Origin of the sequence: Anaerococcus sp. (assembly GCF_030825785.1) — a bacterium.
Taxonomy (GTDB): Bacteria; Bacillota; Clostridia; order Tissierellales; family Peptoniphilaceae; genus Anaerococcus.
Genome location: NZ_JAPJPG010000017.1, coordinates 1 through 21,950 on the forward strand (window position 1 = coordinate 1; position 21,950 = coordinate 21,950).

The 21,950-nt window shown below is 36.3% G+C and carries 19 protein-coding genes; 18 read left to right on the forward strand and 1 reads right to left on the reverse strand.

Going from position 1 to position 21,950, the window contains the following annotated elements; genetic code table 11:
* The first annotated feature begins 326 nt into the window (after positions 1-326).
* The 3 genes from RCH56_RS03795 to RCH56_RS03805 are packed head-to-tail and all read left to right on the forward strand — an operon-like array spanning position 327 to position 2,396.
* On the forward strand, positions 327-1,328 hold the full coding sequence (locus RCH56_RS03795; protein WP_306483668.1) for a LacI family DNA-binding transcriptional regulator: 1,002 nt from the start codon (positions 327-329) through the stop codon (positions 1,326-1,328).
* Positions 1,315-2,208, forward strand: coding sequence for a ribokinase (locus RCH56_RS03800; RefSeq protein WP_306483669.1), 894 nt, complete (start codon positions 1,315-1,317; stop codon positions 2,206-2,208). The genes RCH56_RS03795 and RCH56_RS03800 overlap by 14 nt, the downstream gene beginning before the upstream one ends.
* A complete protein-coding gene (locus RCH56_RS03805; protein WP_306483670.1) occupies positions 2,205-2,396 on the forward strand; it encodes an RbsD/FucU domain-containing protein in 192 nt (63 codons plus the stop codon). The genes RCH56_RS03800 and RCH56_RS03805 overlap by 4 nt, the downstream gene beginning before the upstream one ends.
* Positions 2,397-2,398: 2 nt before the next feature.
* On the opposite strand, the gene RCH56_RS03810 is transcribed toward RCH56_RS03805, so the two are convergent.
* Positions 2,399-3,154 (reverse strand): DeoR/GlpR family DNA-binding transcription regulator, encoded by a 756-nt coding sequence (locus RCH56_RS03810; protein ID WP_306483671.1) that lies wholly within the window; start codon positions 3,152-3,154, stop codon positions 2,399-2,401.
* A gap of 243 nt (positions 3,155-3,397) precedes the next feature.
* Between RCH56_RS03810 and ulaG the strand changes: the two genes are divergently transcribed.
* From ulaG to larA, 15 genes are all read left to right on the forward strand, one after another.
* The gene (ulaG, locus tag RCH56_RS03815) at positions 3,398-4,462 is read left to right on the forward strand and encodes an L-ascorbate 6-phosphate lactonase (RefSeq protein WP_306483672.1); all 1,065 of its coding nucleotides are present in this window, start codon (positions 3,398-3,400) and stop codon (positions 4,460-4,462) included.
* A 60-nt stretch (positions 4,463-4,522) separates the two neighbouring features.
* Positions 4,523-4,978 (forward strand): PTS sugar transporter subunit IIA, encoded by a 456-nt coding sequence (locus RCH56_RS03820; RefSeq protein ID WP_306483673.1) that lies wholly within the window; start codon positions 4,523-4,525, stop codon positions 4,976-4,978.
* An 8-nt stretch (positions 4,979-4,986) separates the two neighbouring features.
* The gene (locus RCH56_RS03825) at positions 4,987-6,450 is read left to right on the forward strand and encodes a PTS ascorbate transporter subunit IIC (RefSeq protein ID WP_306483674.1); all 1,464 of its coding nucleotides are present in this window, start codon (positions 4,987-4,989) and stop codon (positions 6,448-6,450) included.
* 9 nt (positions 6,451-6,459) lie between these two features.
* Positions 6,460-6,756 carry a PTS sugar transporter subunit IIB gene (locus RCH56_RS03830; RefSeq protein ID WP_306483675.1) on the forward strand — a complete coding sequence of 99 codons (297 nt, stop codon included), beginning with the start codon at positions 6,460-6,462 and terminating at the stop codon, positions 6,754-6,756.
* A gap of 10 nt (positions 6,757-6,766) precedes the next feature.
* Positions 6,767-7,459, forward strand: a complete 693-nt coding sequence (locus tag RCH56_RS03835) for an L-ribulose-5-phosphate 4-epimerase (protein WP_306483676.1) — start codon at positions 6,767-6,769, stop codon at positions 7,457-7,459.
* On the forward strand, positions 7,446-8,276 hold the full coding sequence (locus RCH56_RS03840; protein ID WP_306483677.1) for an L-ribulose-5-phosphate 3-epimerase: 831 nt from the start codon (positions 7,446-7,448) through the stop codon (positions 8,274-8,276). Before RCH56_RS03835 ends, RCH56_RS03840 begins: the two co-directional genes overlap by 14 nt.
* An 8-nt stretch (positions 8,277-8,284) precedes the next feature.
* A complete protein-coding gene (locus tag RCH56_RS03845; RefSeq protein ID WP_306483678.1) occupies positions 8,285-8,920 on the forward strand; it encodes a 3-keto-L-gulonate-6-phosphate decarboxylase UlaD in 636 nt (211 codons plus the stop codon).
* Positions 8,921-8,933: 13 nt separating this feature from the next.
* Positions 8,934-9,581 (forward strand): fructose-6-phosphate aldolase, encoded by a 648-nt coding sequence (gene fsa, locus RCH56_RS03850; RefSeq protein ID WP_306483679.1) that lies wholly within the window; start codon positions 8,934-8,936, stop codon positions 9,579-9,581.
* 165 nt (positions 9,582-9,746) lie between these two features.
* Positions 9,747-11,732, forward strand: coding sequence for a transketolase (tkt, locus tag RCH56_RS03855; RefSeq protein WP_306483680.1), 1,986 nt, complete (start codon positions 9,747-9,749; stop codon positions 11,730-11,732).
* Between the two features lie 100 nt (positions 11,733-11,832).
* Complete coding sequence (locus RCH56_RS03860) at positions 11,833-13,464, forward strand: DUF4091 domain-containing protein (protein WP_306483681.1); 1,632 nt, start codon at positions 11,833-11,835, stop codon at positions 13,462-13,464.
* Positions 13,451-15,565 carry a GH92 family glycosyl hydrolase gene (locus RCH56_RS03865; RefSeq protein WP_306483682.1) on the forward strand — a complete coding sequence of 705 codons (2,115 nt, stop codon included), beginning with the start codon at positions 13,451-13,453 and terminating at the stop codon, positions 15,563-15,565. The genes RCH56_RS03860 and RCH56_RS03865 overlap by 14 nt, the downstream gene beginning before the upstream one ends.
* Positions 15,555-18,836, forward strand: a complete 3,282-nt coding sequence (locus RCH56_RS03870) for a glycoside hydrolase family 2 TIM barrel-domain containing protein (protein ID WP_306483683.1) — start codon at positions 15,555-15,557, stop codon at positions 18,834-18,836. The genes RCH56_RS03865 and RCH56_RS03870 overlap by 11 nt, the downstream gene beginning before the upstream one ends.
* Positions 18,837-18,886: 50 nt before the next feature.
* Positions 18,887-19,453 (forward strand): chromate transporter, encoded by a 567-nt coding sequence (locus tag RCH56_RS03875; protein ID WP_306483684.1) that lies wholly within the window; start codon positions 18,887-18,889, stop codon positions 19,451-19,453.
* Positions 19,443-19,994, forward strand: a complete 552-nt coding sequence (locus RCH56_RS03880) for a chromate transporter (RefSeq protein WP_306483685.1) — start codon at positions 19,443-19,445, stop codon at positions 19,992-19,994. Before RCH56_RS03875 ends, RCH56_RS03880 begins: the two co-directional genes overlap by 11 nt.
* 95 nt (positions 19,995-20,089) lie before the next feature.
* The gene (gene larA, locus RCH56_RS03885; RefSeq protein WP_306483686.1) at positions 20,090-21,364 is read left to right on the forward strand and encodes a nickel-dependent lactate racemase; all 1,275 of its coding nucleotides are present in this window, start codon (positions 20,090-20,092) and stop codon (positions 21,362-21,364) included.
* Positions 21,365-21,950 lie beyond the last annotated feature (586 nt).

Genomic DNA, 21,950 nt, shown 5'->3' on the forward strand with positions numbered 1-21,950 from the left:
ACGTTATATGCAACCGTTTTATTATTATAAAGAAATCTAATAGATTCTTATAATTATTGTAAAAAATCAAAGTCGCTCTTGCAAGCTGAGTACAAGTCCGAATTTTTAAAAATATCTTATGATTTACATCAACAATAGAGTGTAAATCAGAAAAAAATGGATTATAAATTCCCTTTGCAAGTGTATTTTTTTGTGGGAAAATTTATTTAAGTATTTTTCTCCTATCAAAATCAAGCTTTTTAAAGATAAATACTTCTTGACAAATAAAAAAAGTCCTGTTATATTAGGGATAGTTAAAACGTTTTAATTGTGATGAGGAGTTGCTTATGCCTACTATAAAAGATGTTGCAGCCTTGGCTGGAGTTTCTATTACTACTGTTTCTATGGTGCTTAATAGGACTGATGACAAGATTTCTGCTAAGACTAAGGAGAAGGTTTTTCTTGCTGCGGAGGAGTTAGGTTACAATGCCAATAAGATTGCCAGAGCCCTCGCTAGCAAGAAGAGCAACGTGATTATGGCGGTTATTCCTGATATTTCCAATCCTTTCTTTTCGGTTTTGGTCAAGTTTCTAACAAATTATTGTCTAGAATACAATTATTTTTTGTATATTCACAATTCAAATAACAAGTCCATATCCAAGAAGGACTTCAAAGCTCTTTTGGAAAATGATTACATAGCGGCCTGCCTTCTTGTAGATAGAAATGTTAAGGGCTTGGACGACGAGATAATAGAAAAGTACAATGTGGTCTTCCTAGATGAGGTTGATTTCTCAAATTCTAAGAAAAATCTAGTCACAGGCAACAATGAGCTTGGTGGCATGCTTGCCATGAACTATCTTTTGGACAGAGGCTTTAGGAAAATTGGCATGCTTATAGGGCCAAGGTCTACTGCTAACTCTTCTAGGAGACTTTCTGGTGCTATAAAGGCTAGCATGAACCGTGATATTTATATCGACCCTAAAAATATTATCCATGGAGATTATTCATATGAAGGAGGATATGCAGCAGGAAAGTTTTTCCTAGATAGGCAGGTAGATGCTATATTTTCTTTCTCGGATATGAGCTCTTATGGACTCTTAAATTATTTTAGAGAAAACAAAATAAAGGTTCCGAGGGATATTTCTCTAGTAAGTTATGATAATTTATTTTTAAATAAAATTGTAAGTCCAAGGCTTACATCGATTGACCAAAATCTCGAGCGTATTGCCAAAGAGGCTATAGATTTGGCTGATGATTTGATAAATAAGAGGAAGACAGACAGTAGGATAGAGGTTGAGCCGATACTTTTTGAAGGAGAAAGCGTGGGGAGGATTTATGAAAATAATTAATTTCGGATCTATCAATATTGATATATTCTTTGCGGTAGATCATATAGTTAGACCAGGTGAGACCATTAGTGCAAGGTCTATAGAAAAAAGAGCAGGAGGCAAGGGTCTTAATCAATCGATCGCTCTGGCGAAAAACTCTGATTCTGTATACCATGTGGGAAATATCGGTATTGATGGGAAGTTTTTAGCAGAGTATTTGGAAAATGAGAATATAAATACTGAATTTGTGAGAGAAAGTAAAAGTCTTACAGGAAATGCCTTAATTCAAGTCGATGATAAGGGGGAAAATTCCATAGTTCTCTATAAGGGAGCAAATTTCGATAATGATAAGGACTTTGTAGATAGGGTATTTGACCATTTTGATGAAAACGATATATTGGTCTTACAAAATGAAATAAATATGATGGATTATATCATTGACAGGGCCTACGAGAAGGGCTTAAAGATAGTCTTAAATCCTTCACCAATCACAGAAGAGATCAAGAAATTTGATTATGATAAGATCGATATGCTACTTTTAAATGAGCATGAGGCTAAAGCCATTAGCGGAAAGGAAGGAGTAGACGATAATATAAGATATTTCAAAGAAACTTATCCAAAGCTTAAGCTAGTCATAACCTTGGGCAAGGAGGGGTCAATTTATATATCACAAGAAGAGACTATAAGACAAAAGGCCAAAAAGGTTAAGGCTATTGATTCTACAGGGGCGGGAGATACATTCACAGGATATTTTGTAGCAAATTTCTACAAAGGAAAGAAAGTTAAGGATTGTCTTGAGCTTGCAACTTCTGCATCAGCTCTATCTGTTACCAAAAAGGGAGCGAGCGTCTCTATACCAAGCTTTTCAGAAGTAGAGGAATTTATGAAGGAGTCACTATGAAAGTAAAAGGAATTTTAAATAGCGATATAGCAAATGGCCTTGCTGATTTGGGTCATATGGACCTTATAGATGTGGGAGATTGTGGTCTTCCTATAGAGAATAACAAAAAAAACCCCTCAATCCGTATTCCGGCTTTTGGGGTTCAGTTCATAAATCTGTGGTCTGCGGAAAGTTTTTTTAATCTATAAAGCTAAACAAGGATTACTTTGACATTGAGCTTTTCTATATATTCGAGAGTTATCCTATCTATATCGCTATCTGTGATAATAAAGTCGATATTTTTCAAGTTTCCTATTTTGAAGTTAGTAGATTTTTTAAATTTTGAGGAATCACATACCAGGATATTTTTATCCGTTGATTCATTTAGCATATACTGATTAACTTCTACTTCATCAAGAACTGAAGTTGTAAGCTCACCTTCGTCTGTTATACCAGATATACCTAGAATAGTAATATTCGAAGCGACACTTTTTAGATTGTTAAGGGCAAAAGATCCAGTGAGAACATTTTTAGGAGAAGATACTTTTCCGCCTGTAAGTATCACACTTACCAAAGGATCTATTTCCACACAGGATGCTTTAGCATTATTTGTGATAATATTAACCCTTTTATTCTTAATATATTTTATAACCATTAGTGCGGTTGATGAAGAATTTATAAAAATATCGTCGTTATCACTAATAAAATCAGCACATTTTTTAGCGATTTTTTCTTTTTTATTTTCTAAAAGTAAGTTTTTAGAATTTGGGTTTTTAATAGCTCTTGCCCCACCATAATATCTTTCTATTTCTCCAAGCTCTTGAAGATAATTCAAATCTCTTCTGATGGTTATCTCAGATACATCAAAGTTGTCTATTAATTCGGCTGTTGTGATTGATTTTTTACTTCTTATGAGATCTAAAATACTTTCTCTTCTTCTTTCAACTACAGTCTTATTTGTTTCCATATTCACCTCTTTCCTATATCATATCCTTTATATAGATAAAAATCAATATTAAATGATTGTTGTGATTGCTAATCGAATAAAAACGTGCTTTTTCTAGGTTAAAACTCTAGAAAAAGCGTGAAACAATCTAAACAATCATAAAATATAATGATTATTTGATAGATGATGCTTGACTGATCATATATTTTACGATATCATATAATTGAAAATAAAACTATTTTAAATTAAAATGGAGGTGGCTAGATGAGTCAAGTTGATGAAATTACCAGGGAAAAATGGATATTAGGCGCTTTCCCAGAATGGGGTACGTGGCTTAATGAAGAAATTGATGAAGAAGTCGTAAAAAAAGGAACTTTTGCGATGTGGTGGATAGGTTGTACAGGTATTTGGTTTAAGACTGAAAACGATACTAACCTTGCAGTAGATTTGTGGTTTGGAAATGGTAAGAGAACAAAAAAGGTTAAGGATATGGCTCCTTACCACCAAATGAGAAATATGACAGGGGGTAAAGCTCTACAGCCAAATCTTAGAGCAAATCCAATAGTTTTCGATCCCTTTGCAGTAACAAAGGTTGATGCTGTTTTGTCTACTCACTACCATAACGATCACATCGATCCTTATTTTGCAGCAGCTGTACTAAAAAATTGCTCAGATGATGTACCATTTATAGGACCAGAAGAATCTGTGAAAAAGTGGTTATCATATGGAGTTCCTGAAGAGAGATGTAAGATTGTAAAGCCAGGAGATGAGATTACTATTAAGGATACGACAATTGTAGTTTTGGATTCGTTCGATAGGACTTGCTTGGTAACAACTGAAGTTGGCGAAGATATCGAAGGTGTTTGCCCAACAAATATGGATGAAAAGGCAGTAAACTACCTAATCCAAATGCCAGCTGGTACAGTTTATCACACAGGTGATTCTCACTTCTCAATAGGTTATGCTGAAGTTGGCAAGAAATATGATATAGATATTGCTTTTGGATCATATGGTGATAACCCTGTAGGAAACCAAGATAAGATGACTTCAATTGATATTTTGAGAATGGCAGAGTCTGTTGGCTGTAAAGTAGTTATCCCTATCCATCATGATGTATGGACAAACTTTAAAGCAGATCCTAAAGAGATTAAATTTTTGTGGAATTACAGAAAAGATAGGTCAAAATATAAGTTCCACCCATACATTTGGGAAGTAGGTGGCAAGTATGTATGGCCAGATAACAAGGATGATTTTGAATTTAGATACAGACCTGGTTTTGAAGATGCTTTTGAAAATGAAAGAAACGTACCTTTCAAGTCCATATTGTAAAGTATAAGTCAGCTTAGTATAAAAGACTAAGCTGCTTAAATACATATAAGTGAGGATAAAATGATTGATAGAATAATTGAAAAAGGTCTATTTGATTTCTATAACGAGATAGATAGCTGGCAAGAAGCTATAAATAAATCATGCAATAAATTGATTGAAAAAAATATAGTGGATGAAAGATATCCTAAACAAGTTATAGAGACAGTTGAAAAATATGGACCATATATAGTTCTGATTCCTGGGGTAGCGATGCCTCATTGCCAAGAATGTGCAGAGGGAGTAAATGATACTGCTGTTTCTTTTATGAAAGTTGAAAAGCCAGTTGTATTTGATAAAGATGACAGAGATAAGGATGCTAGGTTATTTTTCACTATAGCGAGTGAAGATTCTTCAAAGCATCTTGAAAACATTGCCGCACTTTCTGATATCTTATGTGATGAAGAGATTGTGGAAGCTTTTAATAAGGCTAAAAATGTAAATGATTTGAAAGAAATCGTAAAAAAATATAATATTTAGAGGTAGATATGAATATAGTTTTTGAAATTCTACTTGGTTTCGTAAAAAACGTTCTCACTAAACCAGCGTTTTTTATAGGGTTTTTAGTATTGATTGGATATTTGCTAGATGGTAAAAAATGGTACGATGCTTTGGCTGGTTTTATAAAAGCTACAGTTGGCTACATGATTTTGATGGTTGGTTCTGGTGGCCTTGTTTCTACTTTTAGACCAATTCTTACAGGACTTAAGGATAAGTTTAATATCTCAGCTACAGTTATAGATCCATATTTTGGTCAAAATGCAGTAACTGAGGGTATGGAACATATTGGCAGATCTTTTTCCCAAGTTATGATTTTGTTATTGATTGCTTTTATTATCAATATTATCTTAGTAAGAGCTAAAAACATAACAAAAATGAGAGCGGTATTTACAACAGGTCACGTTCAAATGCAACAAGCAGCAACTGCTTTTTGGCTAATTGTATTTTGTTTTCCTAAACTTGGTCAAACACCAATTCTTATAATTATGGCTATACTCCTAGGTCTTTATTGGGCTGTAGGTAGTAATTTGACAGTAGAAGATACTCAACATTTAACAGATGGTGCAGGATTTTGTATAGCCCACCAACAGATGTTTGGTATAAAGCTAGCTTGTTTTTTAAGCGATAAATTATTTGGTAGGAAAAAAGATGAAAGTAAAGATATCGATGATATAGAACTTCCAGGATTCTTATCTATATTTAATGAAAATATGGTTGCTACAGCAATCCTCATGACCCTATTTTTTGGAGTTATCCAAGGAGTTTTGGGAAAAGATTATTTAGTTGCACAAGAAGCTTTAAAAATGGAAGATAACTTTTTCTTCTATATTTTGCAATCTTCATTTAGCTTTGCTGTTAACCTTGCTATTTTACAATTAGGAGTAAGAACTTTCGTTGGCGAGTTGACCAACTCATTTGATGGTATACAAAACAAACTCTTGCCAGGAGCTTTACCTGGAATAGATTGTGCAGCTGTATTTGGATTTGGTGCTGCTAATGCTGTTACTATAGGATTCTTGTTTGGAGCCCTTGGTCAGTTCATAGCTATCGCTGCATTATTTTTGCTAAAATCTCCAACTCTAATAATAGCGGGATTCGTACCATTATTTTTCGATAATGCAGTAATAGGAGTATATGCAAATAATAGAGGAGGATATAAGGCAGCTATGCTAATTCCTTTATTATCAGGTCTAATCCAAGTATTCGGTTCAGCTTTCATAGCTACTTATACAGGACTTGCGCAATACGGAGGATATCTAGGAATGTTCGACTGGGCAAGCATATGGCCAGCTTTCACAGTAATAATGAACAATATCTCATATATTGGTGTAGCAATAGTTGCGATAGTATTGATAGCTATACCACAAATCCAATACAGGAAAAATAAAGCCGGTTATTTCATGATCACAGAAGATTATGAGGAATATAAAAAAACAATTGAGAAAAAATAGGAGGATAAGATGAAAGTAATAGTTGCATGTGCGAATGGTGCAGGAACATCACTTATGATGATGAATAAGATTAAGCAAGCTTTTAAGGAATTAGACTATAAGGGAAAACTTGATATTTCTCATTGCTCTTTATCAGAAGGTAAGTCTACAGGAAGAAATGCAGATGTAATCTTTTGTGCAATCAATTTTATGAAAGATTTCGACCAACTTAAGGCTAAGGGAGTTAAAATAGTTGGTATGAAAAATATTTTGTCAAAAGATGAAGCGATCGAAAAAATAAAAGAACACAATTTGTTAGAAAAGTAAGAGAAGAATTATGTTAGAAGAGATTAAGGAAAGAGTATTTAGGGCGAATTTACTATTGCCTAAATACGGATTAGTTAAGTTTACCTGGGGTAATGTTTCGGAAATTAGCCCAGATAGAAAATATGTAGTGATAAAACCTTCTGGTGTTGAGTATGATGCTATGAAAGCAAGTGATATGGTTGTAGTAGATCTCGATGGAAATGTAGTAGAAGGAAATTATAAGCCTTCTAGTGATACTCCAACTCACATCGAGCTTTACAAAAAATACAAAGATATTTGTGGAATAACTCATACTCACTCTAGATGGGCAACTATTATGGCCCAAGCTAAAATTGAGATTAAGGCGTCTGGAACAACTCAAGGAGATTATTTTTACGGTTCAATCCCTGTAACTCGCGATATGACTAAGGAAGAAATTGAAAAAGACTATGAGAAAAACACAGGTCTTGTAATAATAGAATGCTTCGAAAAAAAAGGAATTTCCCCAAAAGATATACCAGCAGTTTTAGTTAGTAATCATGGACCTTTTAGCTTTGGTAAGGATGCAGAAGATTCTGTCTTTCATTCAGTAGTTCTTGAAGAAGTTGCCTTTATGAATTGGCATTTGGAAGCGATAAATAGACATGAGCCTATGAGTAAAGAATTGTTGGATAAACATTACTTGAGAAAACATGGAGCGAATGCTTATTATGGACAAAATTAATTTAGGAATCTACGAAAAGGCCTTGCCTAATTCTTTAAGCATCGATGATAAATTAAAGATTGCAAAAAAGATAGGTTTTGACCAGTTAGAAATATCTATTGATGAATCTAGCGAAAAATTATCGAGATTGACAAATGATTTCGGCAAAAAACTCTTAAAAGCTCAGATAGAAAATAAGCTTAGAGTAAGGACAATGTGCCTTTCAGGTCATAGGAAATATCCTCTAGGATCTCTGGATGAAAATATTAGAAAAAAGAGTCTTGAGATAATGAAAAAGGCTATAGAATTTTCTGATATCAATTCTATTAGGATAATTCAACTGGCAGGCTATGATGTATACTATGAAAAAGGAAACGAAGATACAAAAAAATATTTTATAGAAAACCTATCCAAGTCAGTAGATATGGCCTCAAAGTACGGGGTAATTCTTGCCTTTGAAACAATGGAAACAGAATTTATGGATACTGTAGAAAAGGCTATGGAGTATGTAAATATAATAGACAGTCCTTATCTTGGAATTTACCCAGATATAGGTAATCTTAAAAACGCAGCTGTCAAATACGGTACAGATGTAGTTTGTGATTTAAAAAAAGGAAAAGGTCATATATTTGCAGCCCACCTAAAGGAAACTAAACCAGGCGTATATAGGGATATGCGCTTTGGGACAGATGGTCATACAGAATACGATAGATGTATAGAAGAGTTAAGAAAACAAAAAGTTTCAATTTTCACAGGTGAGTTTTGGGATCAAGGAGAAGAAAATTACGAAGAGATTGTAAGAGATTCTTATGAATTTCTTAAAGATAAATTAGTATAGGAGTTAAAATGAGTAAACCTAAGTTACAAATAGCTTTGGACAGTCAGTCTTTAAGCGAAGCTTTAGAAACAGTTAGAGAAGTTGGAGATGTAGTCGATGTTTTAGAAGTTGGGACAGTTCTTTGCCTACAAGATGGTATGGAGCCAGTAAGGGCAATAAGAGCACTTTACCCAGAAAAAACAATCCTCGCCGATACAAAATGTGCAGATGCAGGTAAGACTGTAGCAAAAAATTGCAAGGATGCAGGTGCAGATTGGATGACAGTAATTTGTTGTGCAACAATTCCAACAATGGAGGCTGCTAATAAAGAAATCGACGAGCTCCAGGTAGAGCTTTATGGAGATTGGACCTTTGATCAAGCCGAACAATGGAAAAACATTGGAATAGAGCAAGTTGTTTACCATCAATCAAGAGATGCTCTACTTAGCGGACAAACATGGGGCGAGAAAGATTTAGACAAGATTAAAAAGCTCGTTGACATGGGATTTAAGGTATCTGTTACAGGAGGACTTGATGTAAATACTCTTGACCTATTTAAGGGTATTAAAGTTCATGCCTTTATAGCAGGACGTGGTATAGCTAAGGCAGATGATCCTAGAAAAGTCGCAGAAGACTTTAAGAAAAAAATTGAAGAAATATTTTAAGTAAGGTGATAAGATGAAATTTTTCTTAGATACAGCAAATGTAAGCGGAATAAAAAGAATAAATGAGCTTGGTCTTTGTGATGGAGTTACTACTAATCCTTCCATTATCAAAAAAGAAGGTAAGGATTTTGAAGAAGTTGTAAAAGAGATTTGTTCAATCGTAGATGGACCGGTTTCTGCAGAAGTAACAAGTTATGAATATGAAGGGATGGTTGAGGAAGCTAGAAAATTATCTAAATGGGCAGATAATATTGTAGTTAAAATTCCTATGACAGAAGAAGGCCTTAAGGCAATCAACACCTTAAGCGAAGAAGGAATAAAAACCAACTGCACCCTAATCTTTTCCCTATCCCAAGGACTTATGGCGATAAAGGCTGGAGCAAGCTATATTTCACCATTTATGGGTAGAATTGACGATATGGGAGAAGATGGAGCAAGGCTTGTAAGTAGGCTTAGGGAAGTTATTGATATCTACGGCTACGATACTGAGATAATTGCAGCAAGTATAAGAAATAACTTGCATCTAGAAGAAGCAGCCCTCGCAGGGGCCCATATTGCTACCATTCCAGGAACGCTTTTCGAAAAACTCTGGACCCACCCACTTACCACAGCAGGAATCGAAACTTTCAAAAAAGACTGGGAAGCTTTCGAAAATAGATAAATTTAAGGAGTTAAGGAAAATTTGTATTGGTTTCTAGCTTATTAGAATTCTAAATTTTATTTTATGCTAAATTCCTAATATTTTCCTTTAACTCCTTTTCTTTATCTAAAAAATGTGAAAATTTATAGTAAAGTATAAGGTAGAAAGAATTATAAAGGAGAGCAAATGTTTAATAATAATGACAAGTTAGCAGTAAATGCTATAAGGGCTTTGTCCATAGCTCAAATAGAAAAGGCCAACAGCGGACACCCAGGTCTTCCAATGGGAGCAGCTCCTATGGCTTATGTTTTGTATAACAAGATTCTTAAGGCAAATCCAGAAAATGCGAACTGGTTCGACAGGGATAGATTTATCCTATCAGCAGGTCATGGTTCATCCATGCTTTATTCCTTGCTTCATCTTTCAGGCTACAAGCTTTCCATGGATGAACTTAAGGAATTTAGGCAAATCGGTTCCTTAACTCCAGGACATCCTGAGTACGGCCATACCGAAGGAGTTGAGGTTACAACAGGTCCTTTAGGTCAAGGTATAGCCCAAGCAGTGGGAATGGCAATCGCTGAAAAGCATATTGAAGCTCTATACAACAAGGATGACATGAAGGTTATAGACCACTATACCTACGCTTTGTGTGGAGATGGAGACTTAATGGAGGGAGTATCTTACGAGTCTATGTCTCTTGCGGGCCATCTTAAGCTTGATAAGCTAATCGTTCTTTATGATTCAAACGATATTTGTCTTGATGGAGACCTTAACACATCCTTCTCTGAAAATGTAGAAGCTAGAGTTAAGGCACAAGGCTGGAATTATCTAAGAGTAGAAGATGGAAATGATCTAGAAGCAATCTATGACGCTATCATTAAAGCAAAAGAAAATACAGATGGACCAACACTTATAGAAGTAAAGACGGTAATAGGTTATGGTTCAGCAAATGCCGGAACTAACAAGGTTCACGGAGCTCCAATTGGATCAGATGACTTCGCTGCTGCCAAAAAAGTTTACGCTTGGGACTACAAAGACTTTGAAATCCCAGAAGAAGTGTATGAAACATTTAAAGAAGGCGTAGCTAAAGCTGGTAAAGAAGCGAATGATAAGTGGGATGAAACATTAAAATCCTACCAAGAAAAATATCCGGAAGATTATAAAGAATTGATTGCAGGTATCAATAGAGAACTTCCAGAAAACTTTATGGATCAAGTCAAAAAATATGACTCATCAATGAAGGGCCTTGCTACAAGAGCATCTGGAGGAGAAATTATCCAAGACCTTGCTAAAATTACAAGAAACTTCTGGGGAGGATCAGCAGATCTATTCTCATCAAACAAGACAAACATCAAAGATGCGTCAGCCTTCAGAGACGAAAGCCCAGAGGGAAGAAATATCTGGTATGGGGTAAGAGAATTTGCCATGGCTGCTATAGGAAATGGTATCATGGCCCACGGAGGAAGCTTCCACCATGTATCTACCTTCTTCGTATTTGCAGACTACTTAAAGGCTGCTGTTAGACTATCAGCCCTATCAGGACTTCCACTAACATACGCAATGACCCACGATTCAGTGGCTGTCGGAGAAGACGGACCAACCCACGAGCCAATTGAGCAACTTGCTATGCTTAGAGCAATACCAAACACCATTGTCCTAAGACCAGCAGATGCTAATGAGACAAGACTTGCTTGGAAAGTTGCCCTAGAAAGCAAAGACAAGCCAGTAGTAATAGCCCTAACTCGTCAAAACGTCCCTAATCTTAAAGAAACAGAAGAGATTGATAATATCGACAAGGGAGCCTACATCATAAAGGATGCTGAAAACCCAGATCTCGTATTAATAGCAACAGGATCAGAAGTAGCCCTAGCCCTTGATACAGCCAAGGCCCTAGAAGAAGAAGGAAAGAAGATAAGAGTAGTATCAATGCCTTCTATGGAACTTTTTAGAGCTCAAGATGATTCTTACAAGGAAGAAATCCTTCCAAAAGGAGTAAAGAAAGTATCAATCGAAATGGGAACAACATTCGGTTGGGCAGAATGGACAGGAGCTTGTGGCCTAAACATAGGAATAGACAGATTCGGAATCTCAGGCAAGGGAGACTTGGTTCAAGAAGAACTTGGCTTTAGCGTAGAAGCTATCAAAGAGAAAATCAACGAGAGATTTTTTTAAATAAATCCTAAGATATAAGGTGCGTCTTAATTGGCGCATCTTTTTTTCTTTACAAAAAAACCTTTTCTCTGCTAGAATAGTACTTACATGGGAGGATTTTATGGGAGATTGTAAGATTGAGCTTTTTGAGGTAAGTCCCTATGTTAGGGGAGGCTTTGTTTATGAAAATTTTGATTATGCTTATAAGGGAGATTTGTTTTCTGCTTCTTTTATTATAGAGAATGTTTCGTCTGATAATTTATATGTCAGGATCGAGCCTTCTTCTCTAAGATTTTCCGAAGCCAGTATTTCTTCAGATTATATTTCTATAAGGATTGTCCAAAAAGCTAGAGGTCATATTGGAAGAGGGTATGATAGGACTCTTATGCCAGATTTTCCAAAAATTGAGCTCGATGATATTATAGACTATAAGTCTCAAGCTAGAATAAAAACCAATTCTTCACTTAGGTTTTTCTATTATGTAGATTTTCCCAAAGATGCTAAACCAGGCTTATATAAGGGTGAAATCAATATTTATCATGACAATTCTAATTATAAATTTGAGTTTTCGATCGAGCTCTTAGACCTTTGTAGGAAAGAATCATCTTTTGATATAAATCTTTGGCAATATCCTTTCTCTTCTTATAGGTTTTACAAGCTTTCCGACAAAGAATTGTTTGGTAAAAGGCATTTGGATATTTTAAGTAAACATCTACTCCTATATAAGGCGCTTTCTGGAAAGACTCTTACTACAACAATAGTAGATGAACCTTGGGCCCATCAGACCTATGACGATAGCCCTTCTATGGTTAGAGGAGTTTCGAAAGGTGGATCATATGAGTTTGATTATTCCTACTTCGATAGCTTTGTTGGTCTTGGTGAAAGTTACAATATGCTTGATAAAATCTATGCTTTTTCTCTAATAAGCTGGAGAGCTGCAACAAAGGATAAGAAATTTCGGCAAATATTTCTTCCGGATTTTATAGAACATTTGGATGAATTAGGATATTTTGACAAGACTTATATAGGAATTGATGAAAGAGACGAGGGAGAAGTAAGAGATGCTATAGATTTTCTATCAAACTTTAAAAACAAGGATGGGAAAAGTTTTAAAATTGCCTATCAGACTTCTTTTGACAAAGATAATATCAAGCTTTTCAATAGGATAGAGGATGTCTCCTTTATTTTATCTAGCGTCGACGATGATTGTATTTCCTATGTTAGAGATAGGAGAAAAAAGGGTCTTTTTACAAGCATCTATACTTGTACGGGAGAATTTCCTAATACTTTCCTTTACTCAGAACCTTTCGAGGCAACTTGGCTAATTCTTTTTTCTTATCTAAATGGATTCGATGGATTCTTAAGATGGGCTCTTGATGCTTGGGTAAAAGATCCTAGGCAAGATACGAGCTTCTTTCTTTGGGAAAGCAGGGATTCCTTTCTCATATATCCATCGACTGATAATAGGAAAAATTCCCCTAGTCCTAGTCTAAGCTTTGAAGGTATGAGGATTGGACTTATGATGGTAGAGAAAATAGCATTTATTAGAAAGACCTTGAAGGGATATTACTTGGAGCAATTTGAAAAAGAAATACCTAGGTTAAGACCAAAGACTTCCTTCGAAAATGAATATGGAGCAAGAGTTTCTAGCAGAGACGAGCTAGTAAAAACCCTAGAAGAAGTAGAAATAATTTCAAAATTGATTTATAAGTATAGCAGGATTATTGAAGAGGAATTTTATGAAAATTATTGATGGCATATTAAAAGATATAAGATATACAGATACTAGGATAGGGACAGCTTCTGTGAGAGATTTCTCTAATGGAAATACCCTACCCTTGTGCGGGATGCCTCATGGGAACAATTATCTTACATTGATGACTAGGGACGATGGGACTTTCTTCTTTCATCCAGAAGATAAGGATCTCCTTGCCTTTCGCATAAGTCACCAGCCTAGTCCTTGGATGGGAGATTTTTCCTATATCAATATCCTCCCCCTTACTGATGATGAGAGTATAAGTTATGACAGGGAAAAATCGATTTTTAGACCGAATTTTCTTAAAATCTCTTACAAGAATGGGGGAAGGGTCCTTGCTTCTATGATGGATTTGGGAGGAGTAATCAAGTCTTGTGGAAAGAATTCTTTTAAAATCTTTGCAGATGGTCTAAAACTAGATAAGACTGGAGATTACTTGGAAGGTTTTGTCATAAATTATGCGGCTTGCGAAGACAAGAATCTTAAGATGCACATCAAAATTGGTTTTTCAAAAGCCTATAAGTTTTCTTTCGAGGAAGGCTGCTACTATGTAAAGACAAGTAGTGATGAGACCTCTCTTAAGTTTGCAACATCCTTCATCTCAATGAACCAAGCCCGAGATAATTATGAAAAGATCCCTGATAATCTTGAACTTATCATCAAAGAATCTAAAAAGGCCTGGGATAAATATTTCGATATTTTCCAAATAGGAGACTCTGACTATGAGGATAATTTTCAAAAATTCACCCCTTACAGAAAGTTAGACAAGGTAAAGTTTTTTTACCATTCAGTCTATAGAGCCTTCCTTTTTCCCATGAAATTCTTCGAGAAGGATAAGGAAAATCAGGACATCTATTTCGATACTCATTCTAGGTCCATAAAGAGAGGGAAGTTTTATACCAATATTGGCTTTTGGGATGGACAGAAGACTCTCTTTCCCCTTCTTAGCTTAGTAGCAGAGGAGGATTTATCAGATATTCTAGAAGGGATTTTGAACTTCTATCGTGATACAGGCTATCTTCCAAAGTGGCTCTCACCAGATGAGAGGGGGCTTATGCCAGGGACCTTGGTTGAAAATGTGATAGCTGATGCTCTTACCAAGGGGATTTCTATCGATAAGAAAGAAATTTTCCTAAAAGTCCTGTTGGATGCGGCTGAAAAGGAAGGAGAAGACGATAGATATGGTCGTTTCAAGGCCAAAACTTACAGAAAGCTCGGTTATGTTCCATCAGACTTTAACGAATCGGTCAACCAGACTCTTGATAATAGCCTGGCGGATTTTTCTATAGGAAGGATCGCAGAGCTTTGTGGGAAGGAGAATTTGGCAGATAGATATTATTCTTATTCAAGAAATTGGGAGAAGCTCTTCGATTGTGAGACTAAGTTTCTTAGGGCAAAGAATAGAGCAGGAGAGTTTGTAGGAGATTTTGATCCACTTTCTTGGGGTTCTCCCTACACAGAAGGTTCAGCCTTGCAGAATTCCTACAATTGCTACCATGACTTTCCTAGATTGATAGAGCTTTTTGGAGGAGAAGATAAGTTTGAAGATAGACTTGATTATATGATAAACGCCGATTCTACTTATCATGTAGGGTCTTATGGCTATGACATCCATGAAATGATTGAGATGAGTGATGCCCATTTTGGTCAATTTGCCATATCGAACCAACCCTCCTTTCATCTTCCTTACCTATACAATTTAGTCGGAAAGTATTGGAAGAGTGAAATTTTAGTAAAGACTTTGATGAGAGATTATTTTTCCTATAACTTTAGGGGCTTTCCTGGGGATGAGGATAATGGGTCTATGGCATCTTGGTTTATCCTATCTGCTATGGGAATCTATCCCATCGTTCCAGCAAGTGGATTTTATGAAATGGGCATAAGCCTTTTTGATAAGATGAAAGTGAAGCTTTCTTCGGGAAATACTATAGAAATCAGGACTGAGGAAAATTATCCCCACAAGAATTTTGTCAAAGATATAAAAGTAGACGGGAAAATCTTACAAGGTAAAAGAATAAGCCATGAGGACTTTATAAGGGCAAGGGAGATAGTCTTTAGCTTGAATATACTTCCGGGGAGGAGAGATTATGAAAAGTAAATATTATATAGAAAAAATAGATACTAATCAAAGAAGAATCAATCTTAATAAGTCCTGGAGATTTGCTTTAGGAGATATTCCAGGTTTTTACAAGAATTTCTTCGATGATTCATCCTGGGATTATATAGACCTGCCCCATGATTACTCGATAGATAGACCTTATTCTAGGGCGGGAGAGGCCCAGTCTGCCTATAAGCTCGGAGGAGTGGGGCTATATAGGAAAAGTTTTACTGTAAAAGAGAAAAAGAGAGCTAAACTTTCCTTTGATGGAATCTACTGTGATGTAGAAGTTTTCTTAAATGGGAAGAAACTAGCTTGCCACCATCATGGATACAGTCCCTTTCTAATCGATATTACGGATTTCCTTTATTATGATAGGGAAAATATTTTGGCTATCAAAGTTGATAACCCAATTCCTACTAGCCGTTGGTATTCTGGTTCTGGTATTTATAGAGACCTTGATCTCATCCTTACAGACGACATAGCCTTAGATGAAGTTAGGATTGATGATTATGGTTTAGAAAATAAGAAAGGAGAAATCGACCTAGAAATCAGGTCCTTTATTTCAAACAAGAGTGATTTTGATGAAGAAATTAGCCTTGAACATAAGCTTATCTACGAAGACAGACTAGTTGAAAGATATAAATCAGAGGTCTTTTCCATAGAAGCTATGGGAGAAATAGAGCTTAAAGATAGATTTCCTATTTCCTACCCAAGACTTTGGAGCGTGGATAATCCCGAGCTTTACAAGATAGAATCTTTTATAAAATACAAGGAAAAAGTAATTGATAAAGTTACGACCGATTACGGCTTTAGATATTTTACTGCTACAGCTTCTAGGGGATTTTCCCTAAACGGAGAGCCTATAAAGCTAAAGGCGGTCTGCCTCCACCACGATCAGGGAGCCCTTGGGGCGGCCGATTATTATAGGGCAATCCTTAGGCAAGTTCTGCTTATGAAGGATATGGGAGCAAATGCTATAAGAATCACCCATAACCCAGCTAGTAAGAAGTTAATCGATATAGCAAACAATGAGGGCATCCTCCTTATAGAGGAGATATTTGATGGGTGGATTTTGGATAAGAATAATAATTACAAGGATTATTCTAGGTATTTTGCCCAAAAGATTGGGGAAAGTGAGCTTATAAATGCGACTTGCTACATGACTTGGGCAGAATTTGACTTAAAGGAGACCTTAAGAAGAGATTATAATTCCCCATCAATCATAGCCTATTCCTTGGGCAATGAAATTTTGTGCGGGACTAACCAGACTAGGAGCAAGGAATATCCGAGTATTGCCAGGGATTTGATAGGCTGGGAGAGAGAGCTTGACCAGAAAAGATTTCTAACTATAGGGGATAATTCCCTAAGAGATGGCTACGATAAAAACTTAGTCGACATCGAGGAAGAACTCACAAGATCTAAGGGACTTGTCGGTCTTAACTATTGTGATGGGGATAAATATGATAAGATCCACAAAGACCACCCTAAGTGGATTCTCTGGCAGTCAGAATCTGCTTCATCAGTTAACTCTAGAGCTTGTTATGATAGGTTGGGAGATGATCTAAGAGAAGATATGCGTCTTACTTCCTATGATGAATCTAAAGTTGCCTGGGGAAATCTTGCAGCAGAAGCCTGGTTTGATGTAATAAACCGCGACTTTGTAATGGGAGAGGCTGTGTGGACGGGCTTTGATTATCTAGGTGAGCCAACTCCCTATAATGGCATAGAAAGGGGAGCGCCCTACGGCTTTCCTGCTCCCAGATCTTCCTTTTTCGGCATAGTTGATACGGCGGGATTTCCCAAAGACTCCTACTTTCTCTACAGGGCCTTGTGGAATGAAAAAGATACAACTACCCATATCCTTCCTTCCTGGAATGCTATAGAACTAGGAGATTTGGCAGAAAATGTACCGATTGTTGTCTACACTAATGCTTCTGCTATTGAGTTGATATTTACTGATGAAGATGGGAATATTAAATCTTTGGGAAAGAAATATATGGAAGAGGTTAGGACTGAAGCGGGCTTTACTTACAAAAAGGTCAAGGGAAAGGAGGGTCCAAGATCTCTTTATATGACTTGGCATATGCCCTATGAGAAGGGGGAGATATCTGCCATATCCTTTGATGAAAATGGCAAAATCATAAGGAAAACTATAGGAAGATCTAAAATTAAAACTCCTACTGAAGATACTTTTATAAAACTAGAAGCCTTTTATCCTTCTATGGGAGAAAATCGAGAGGGAATTAACTTCATTACTATAGACCTTGTAGATAAAGATGGGAATATCAAAACTGGCGCATCAGATGAAATATCTGTAGAAGTATCAGAAAATGCAAAGCTTCTTGCCCTGGATTCAGGACTACAGACTGACTTCGAGTCCTTTGCGACTGATAAGAAAAAGGCTTACGGAGGAAGGCTCCTTGCCATAGTTAAGGCAAAAGGTCCCGGTCCTCTTAAGCTTAAAGCCTCTGGCCAAAATTTAAGACAGGCAGAGCTTACAATCCCTGTTTGGGGAGAATTTCACAAAAGAAATAGTCTAGTTTATGATAAGTATCTGATAAATTCTTCGCCCGAAGATCTTAATCTTGAAGCCAATAAGAAAATCACCTGGAAGCTAATGGAAAAAGGTAAGTATCATAGGACCTATGTGGGAGATTGTGAGAGTGGACCTATCAATACCTACGTCTTAGATATGAAGGGTGAGATGAAGCTAGTAGATTATGAAATGGGAATTTTCGAAGAAGAGCTACCAATCTTTCCTAAATCCCTTCCCCTAGTAGATGAGGAAGGACAAATCTATTATCATGGCAAGGAGATAAGCTATGATGATTTTGATGAGGAAAAATTTAGGAGAGAGGGTTTTGTAAAAACCAGTGCAAGGCTTAAACTCCTAGGGAAAAATTATAAATCTTCTGTTAGTGTAAGAAAGCTAGTAGAAAGATACAGGAAAGATGCCTATATAGAGGATTTCGCCCTAGAAAAAAGAGTTAGTGAAGATGAGATATATCTTGCTTACGATACCCAGCAGATTTTTGGAGAAATTGAGATCTATCCTCAAGGATCTTTTTCTGCTCTTAAATTTTTCATAGGAGAAAGTGAGAATGAAGATAGCTTCAAGGAGATTAGGGCTAATAAGATAGTAAAAGATTCTTCTAAGACTACTTTTATCTTCGAGAAATTTCCTGCAACATTTATCAAAATTATAGGCGATGTAAGAAATATTAGTAGAGTAAGGCTTAGGTCTATGAAGATTAAAGTGGAGGAATAGAAGAAGCTCTTGGAAATCGGTAGAATATATAGTGAAAGAAAAGAGGTAGTATGGAAGAAAAGAAAAGTTTGTGGCAACTATTTAAGTCCACCCTGTATCTGTCCGCCTTTACCTTTGGCGGAGGTTATGTAATAATTTCACTGATGAAGGATACCTTTGTAGATAAGCTAGGCTGGCTAGAGAAGGACGACATGCTAGATATGACCGCTATTGCCCAATCAGCTCCTGGAGCTGTCGCTGTAAATGCAGCTGTAGTAGTAGGCTATGAGACTTTTGGCATCTCCGGTATGCTTGTAGCAATCCTTGCAACTATTATTCCGCCCCTTGTGATAATTTCTACGATTTCTATTTTCTACAAGGCCTTTATAGCAAATAAATTTATAGCGACCTTTCTTAAGGGAATGCAGGCAGGAGTCGCAGCCCTTATCTTTAAGGTAGTTATAGATATGACTAAAGATCTCTTAAAACTTAAGTCGAAGACCCTCCCTCTAGTAATGGTTTTAAGCTTTGTGGCAGGATTTTTCTTTAAGATTAATATTGTCTATATAATCCTTGCTTTGATTTTAGTGGGACTTATCTATTCATGGAAGAAGAAAGGAGAAAGCCGTGCTTCTTGACTTATATTTGGCCTTTTTTAAGGTGGGACTTTTTTCCTTTGGAGGAGGTTACGCTGCCCTTCCTCTAATCCAGCAGGAAGTTGTCGGGGCAAATTCTTGGCTAAGCATATCCGAGTTTAACGACCTTATTACCATAAGCCAGATGACTCCAGGACCAATTGCTGTAAACTCTGCAACCTTCGTGGGAGTTAGGGTAGGAGGTATTCTTGGAGGGCTTGTAGCAACCCTAGGTTGTGTTACGCCTTCTGCGATAATCGTTGGAATTTTGGCCTATTTTTACAAAAAATACAAGGACCTAGATTCGATTTCCAATGTCTTATACTTCCTAAGACCTGCTATAATTTCTATGATTTTGATAGCTGGCGTAGATATACTTATGACTGCTTTATTTGACACAAGAGCAATTGCTTTAGTAAATCTAGATTATAAGATGTTATCTCTTTTCGCCTTTATCTTAATATTAATGGTCAAAAAGGATATAGATCCGATTAAGCTGATGCTTGCATCAGGAGCTATCTATCTTTTGGTAAGCTTAATATGACACGAGGGACTTGATAAAAAATTTGCATATCAAGTCCTTATTTTATATAATAAAAGAAAAGCTTTTCATGAAGAGGAGCGAACAAAGGAGTTTTTATGAAAATCAAATTACCTTATGGGAAAACTTTCCAAGAAACAGAAATTGACGATTCAAGGATCCAAGGGATTTTGACATCTCATCTAGAGGAATACCACCCAGAAGAGGACCAACTTACAATTGTAAAAGAAGCTATGGCTAGTCCAATTGAGTCTAAGAAATTAAAAGAACTTGCTGTTGGTAAGGATAAGGTTGTCATCCTTATAAGCGATCATACAAGACCAGTTCCAAGCAAATACATACTTCCACTAATGCTTGCTGAAATCAGAGAGGGAAACCCAGATGCAGACATAACCCTCCTAGTAGCAACAGGCTGCCATAGAAATTCTAAGAAAGAAGAATTGATATTTAAACTAGGCGAAGAGATTTATAATAATGAAAAAATCTACATCCACGACTGCGATGATGAAGACATGCTCGTAACTTTAGACGAAAAGCTTCCTTCAGGTGGAGATATTGTAGTAAATAAAATAGCTGCTGAGGCAGATCTTCTAGTAGCGGAGGGCTTTATTGAGCCACACTTCTTCGCAGGATTTTCTGGAGGAAGAAAGTCAGTCTTTCCTGGATGCTGTTCTAGAAAAGCTGTAATGTACAATCACAACTCAGAATTTATCGACAGCCAATACTCAAGAACAGGAAATCTCGAAAACAATCCAATCCACAAGGACATGGTTGCAGCAGCCAGAGCCCTAGGACTTTGCTATGTAGTAAATGTTGTTATAAACTCCGAAAAGAAAGTAATCCACGCAGTAGCAGGAGATCTAGAGAAGGCTCACGAGGCTGGAACAGATTGGTTAAAGGATAAGGCTGGAGTTGAAAGAAAAGAAGCAGACATAGCTATAACATCAAACGGAGGCTATCCACTTGACCAAAACATCTACCAAACAGTTAAGTCAATGACAGCAGCAGAAGCTACATTAAAAGATGACGGAGTAATCATAGTTTGCTCTGAATCAGGAGATGGTACTGGAGGAGACGCCTTCCACAAGGCCTTCTTAGAAGAAAGAGATATAGAAAAGCTCTACAAAGGCTTCCTAGATACACCAAAGATCGAAACAATCCCAGACCAATGGGAATCACAAATCCTATGTAGGATTCTTCTAAAGGCAAAGGCAGTAATCTACGTATCAGATTATGATTCAAAGACCCTAGAAGACTTCCACTTTATCCCAGTCAAAACTCTAGACGAAGCAATGGAAAAAGCAGATGAATTAATGGGCATAGACAGCACAGTTACAGTTATACCAGACGGTATTGCAGTTATAGTAAAATAAAAAATTAAGCCGGTTTATAAGGACCGTCATTTTTTAAAAGAGTAAAAAACAATTTATAGTGGTAAAAAACAATTCTAAGGTGTATAATAGTTGTGACTAGAAGAGTAAAGTTCAACATGTTGGACACAAAAAAAGACTGGAGTAGCCGCTCCAGTCTTTTTTTGGGCTAGTTACTATCTTTATTGCCGTTTCCATCTAGCCGCTTGCAGATGTAGTGACTAAGTACACCTGCCATGATAGAAACTGTCAAAGAGTAAAGTAAATTATCCATGTTAGACACCCCCCCCTTTCTGTTACCAGTCTGGGGATAGTAACAACTTAATTATACTCTATAATCGTTTATAAAAATTATAATTTTAAAACTTTAGCAATTATGCTTCATATTTTGCTTTTTAAGCGATTATAATATGTAAAGTATGTAATAATTGTATTAGTAATATCAGTCTTAATTTATCAGATTATAAATATAGTTTAAAAACAAGTCTGAATATGTTCATGTATACGTTTAGAGAAAAGAATCCTGATTTTCTTGTGGAAATTTTACCACGTATAAAATTGAGTATATTATAGTTTTCCAAGTATTTTA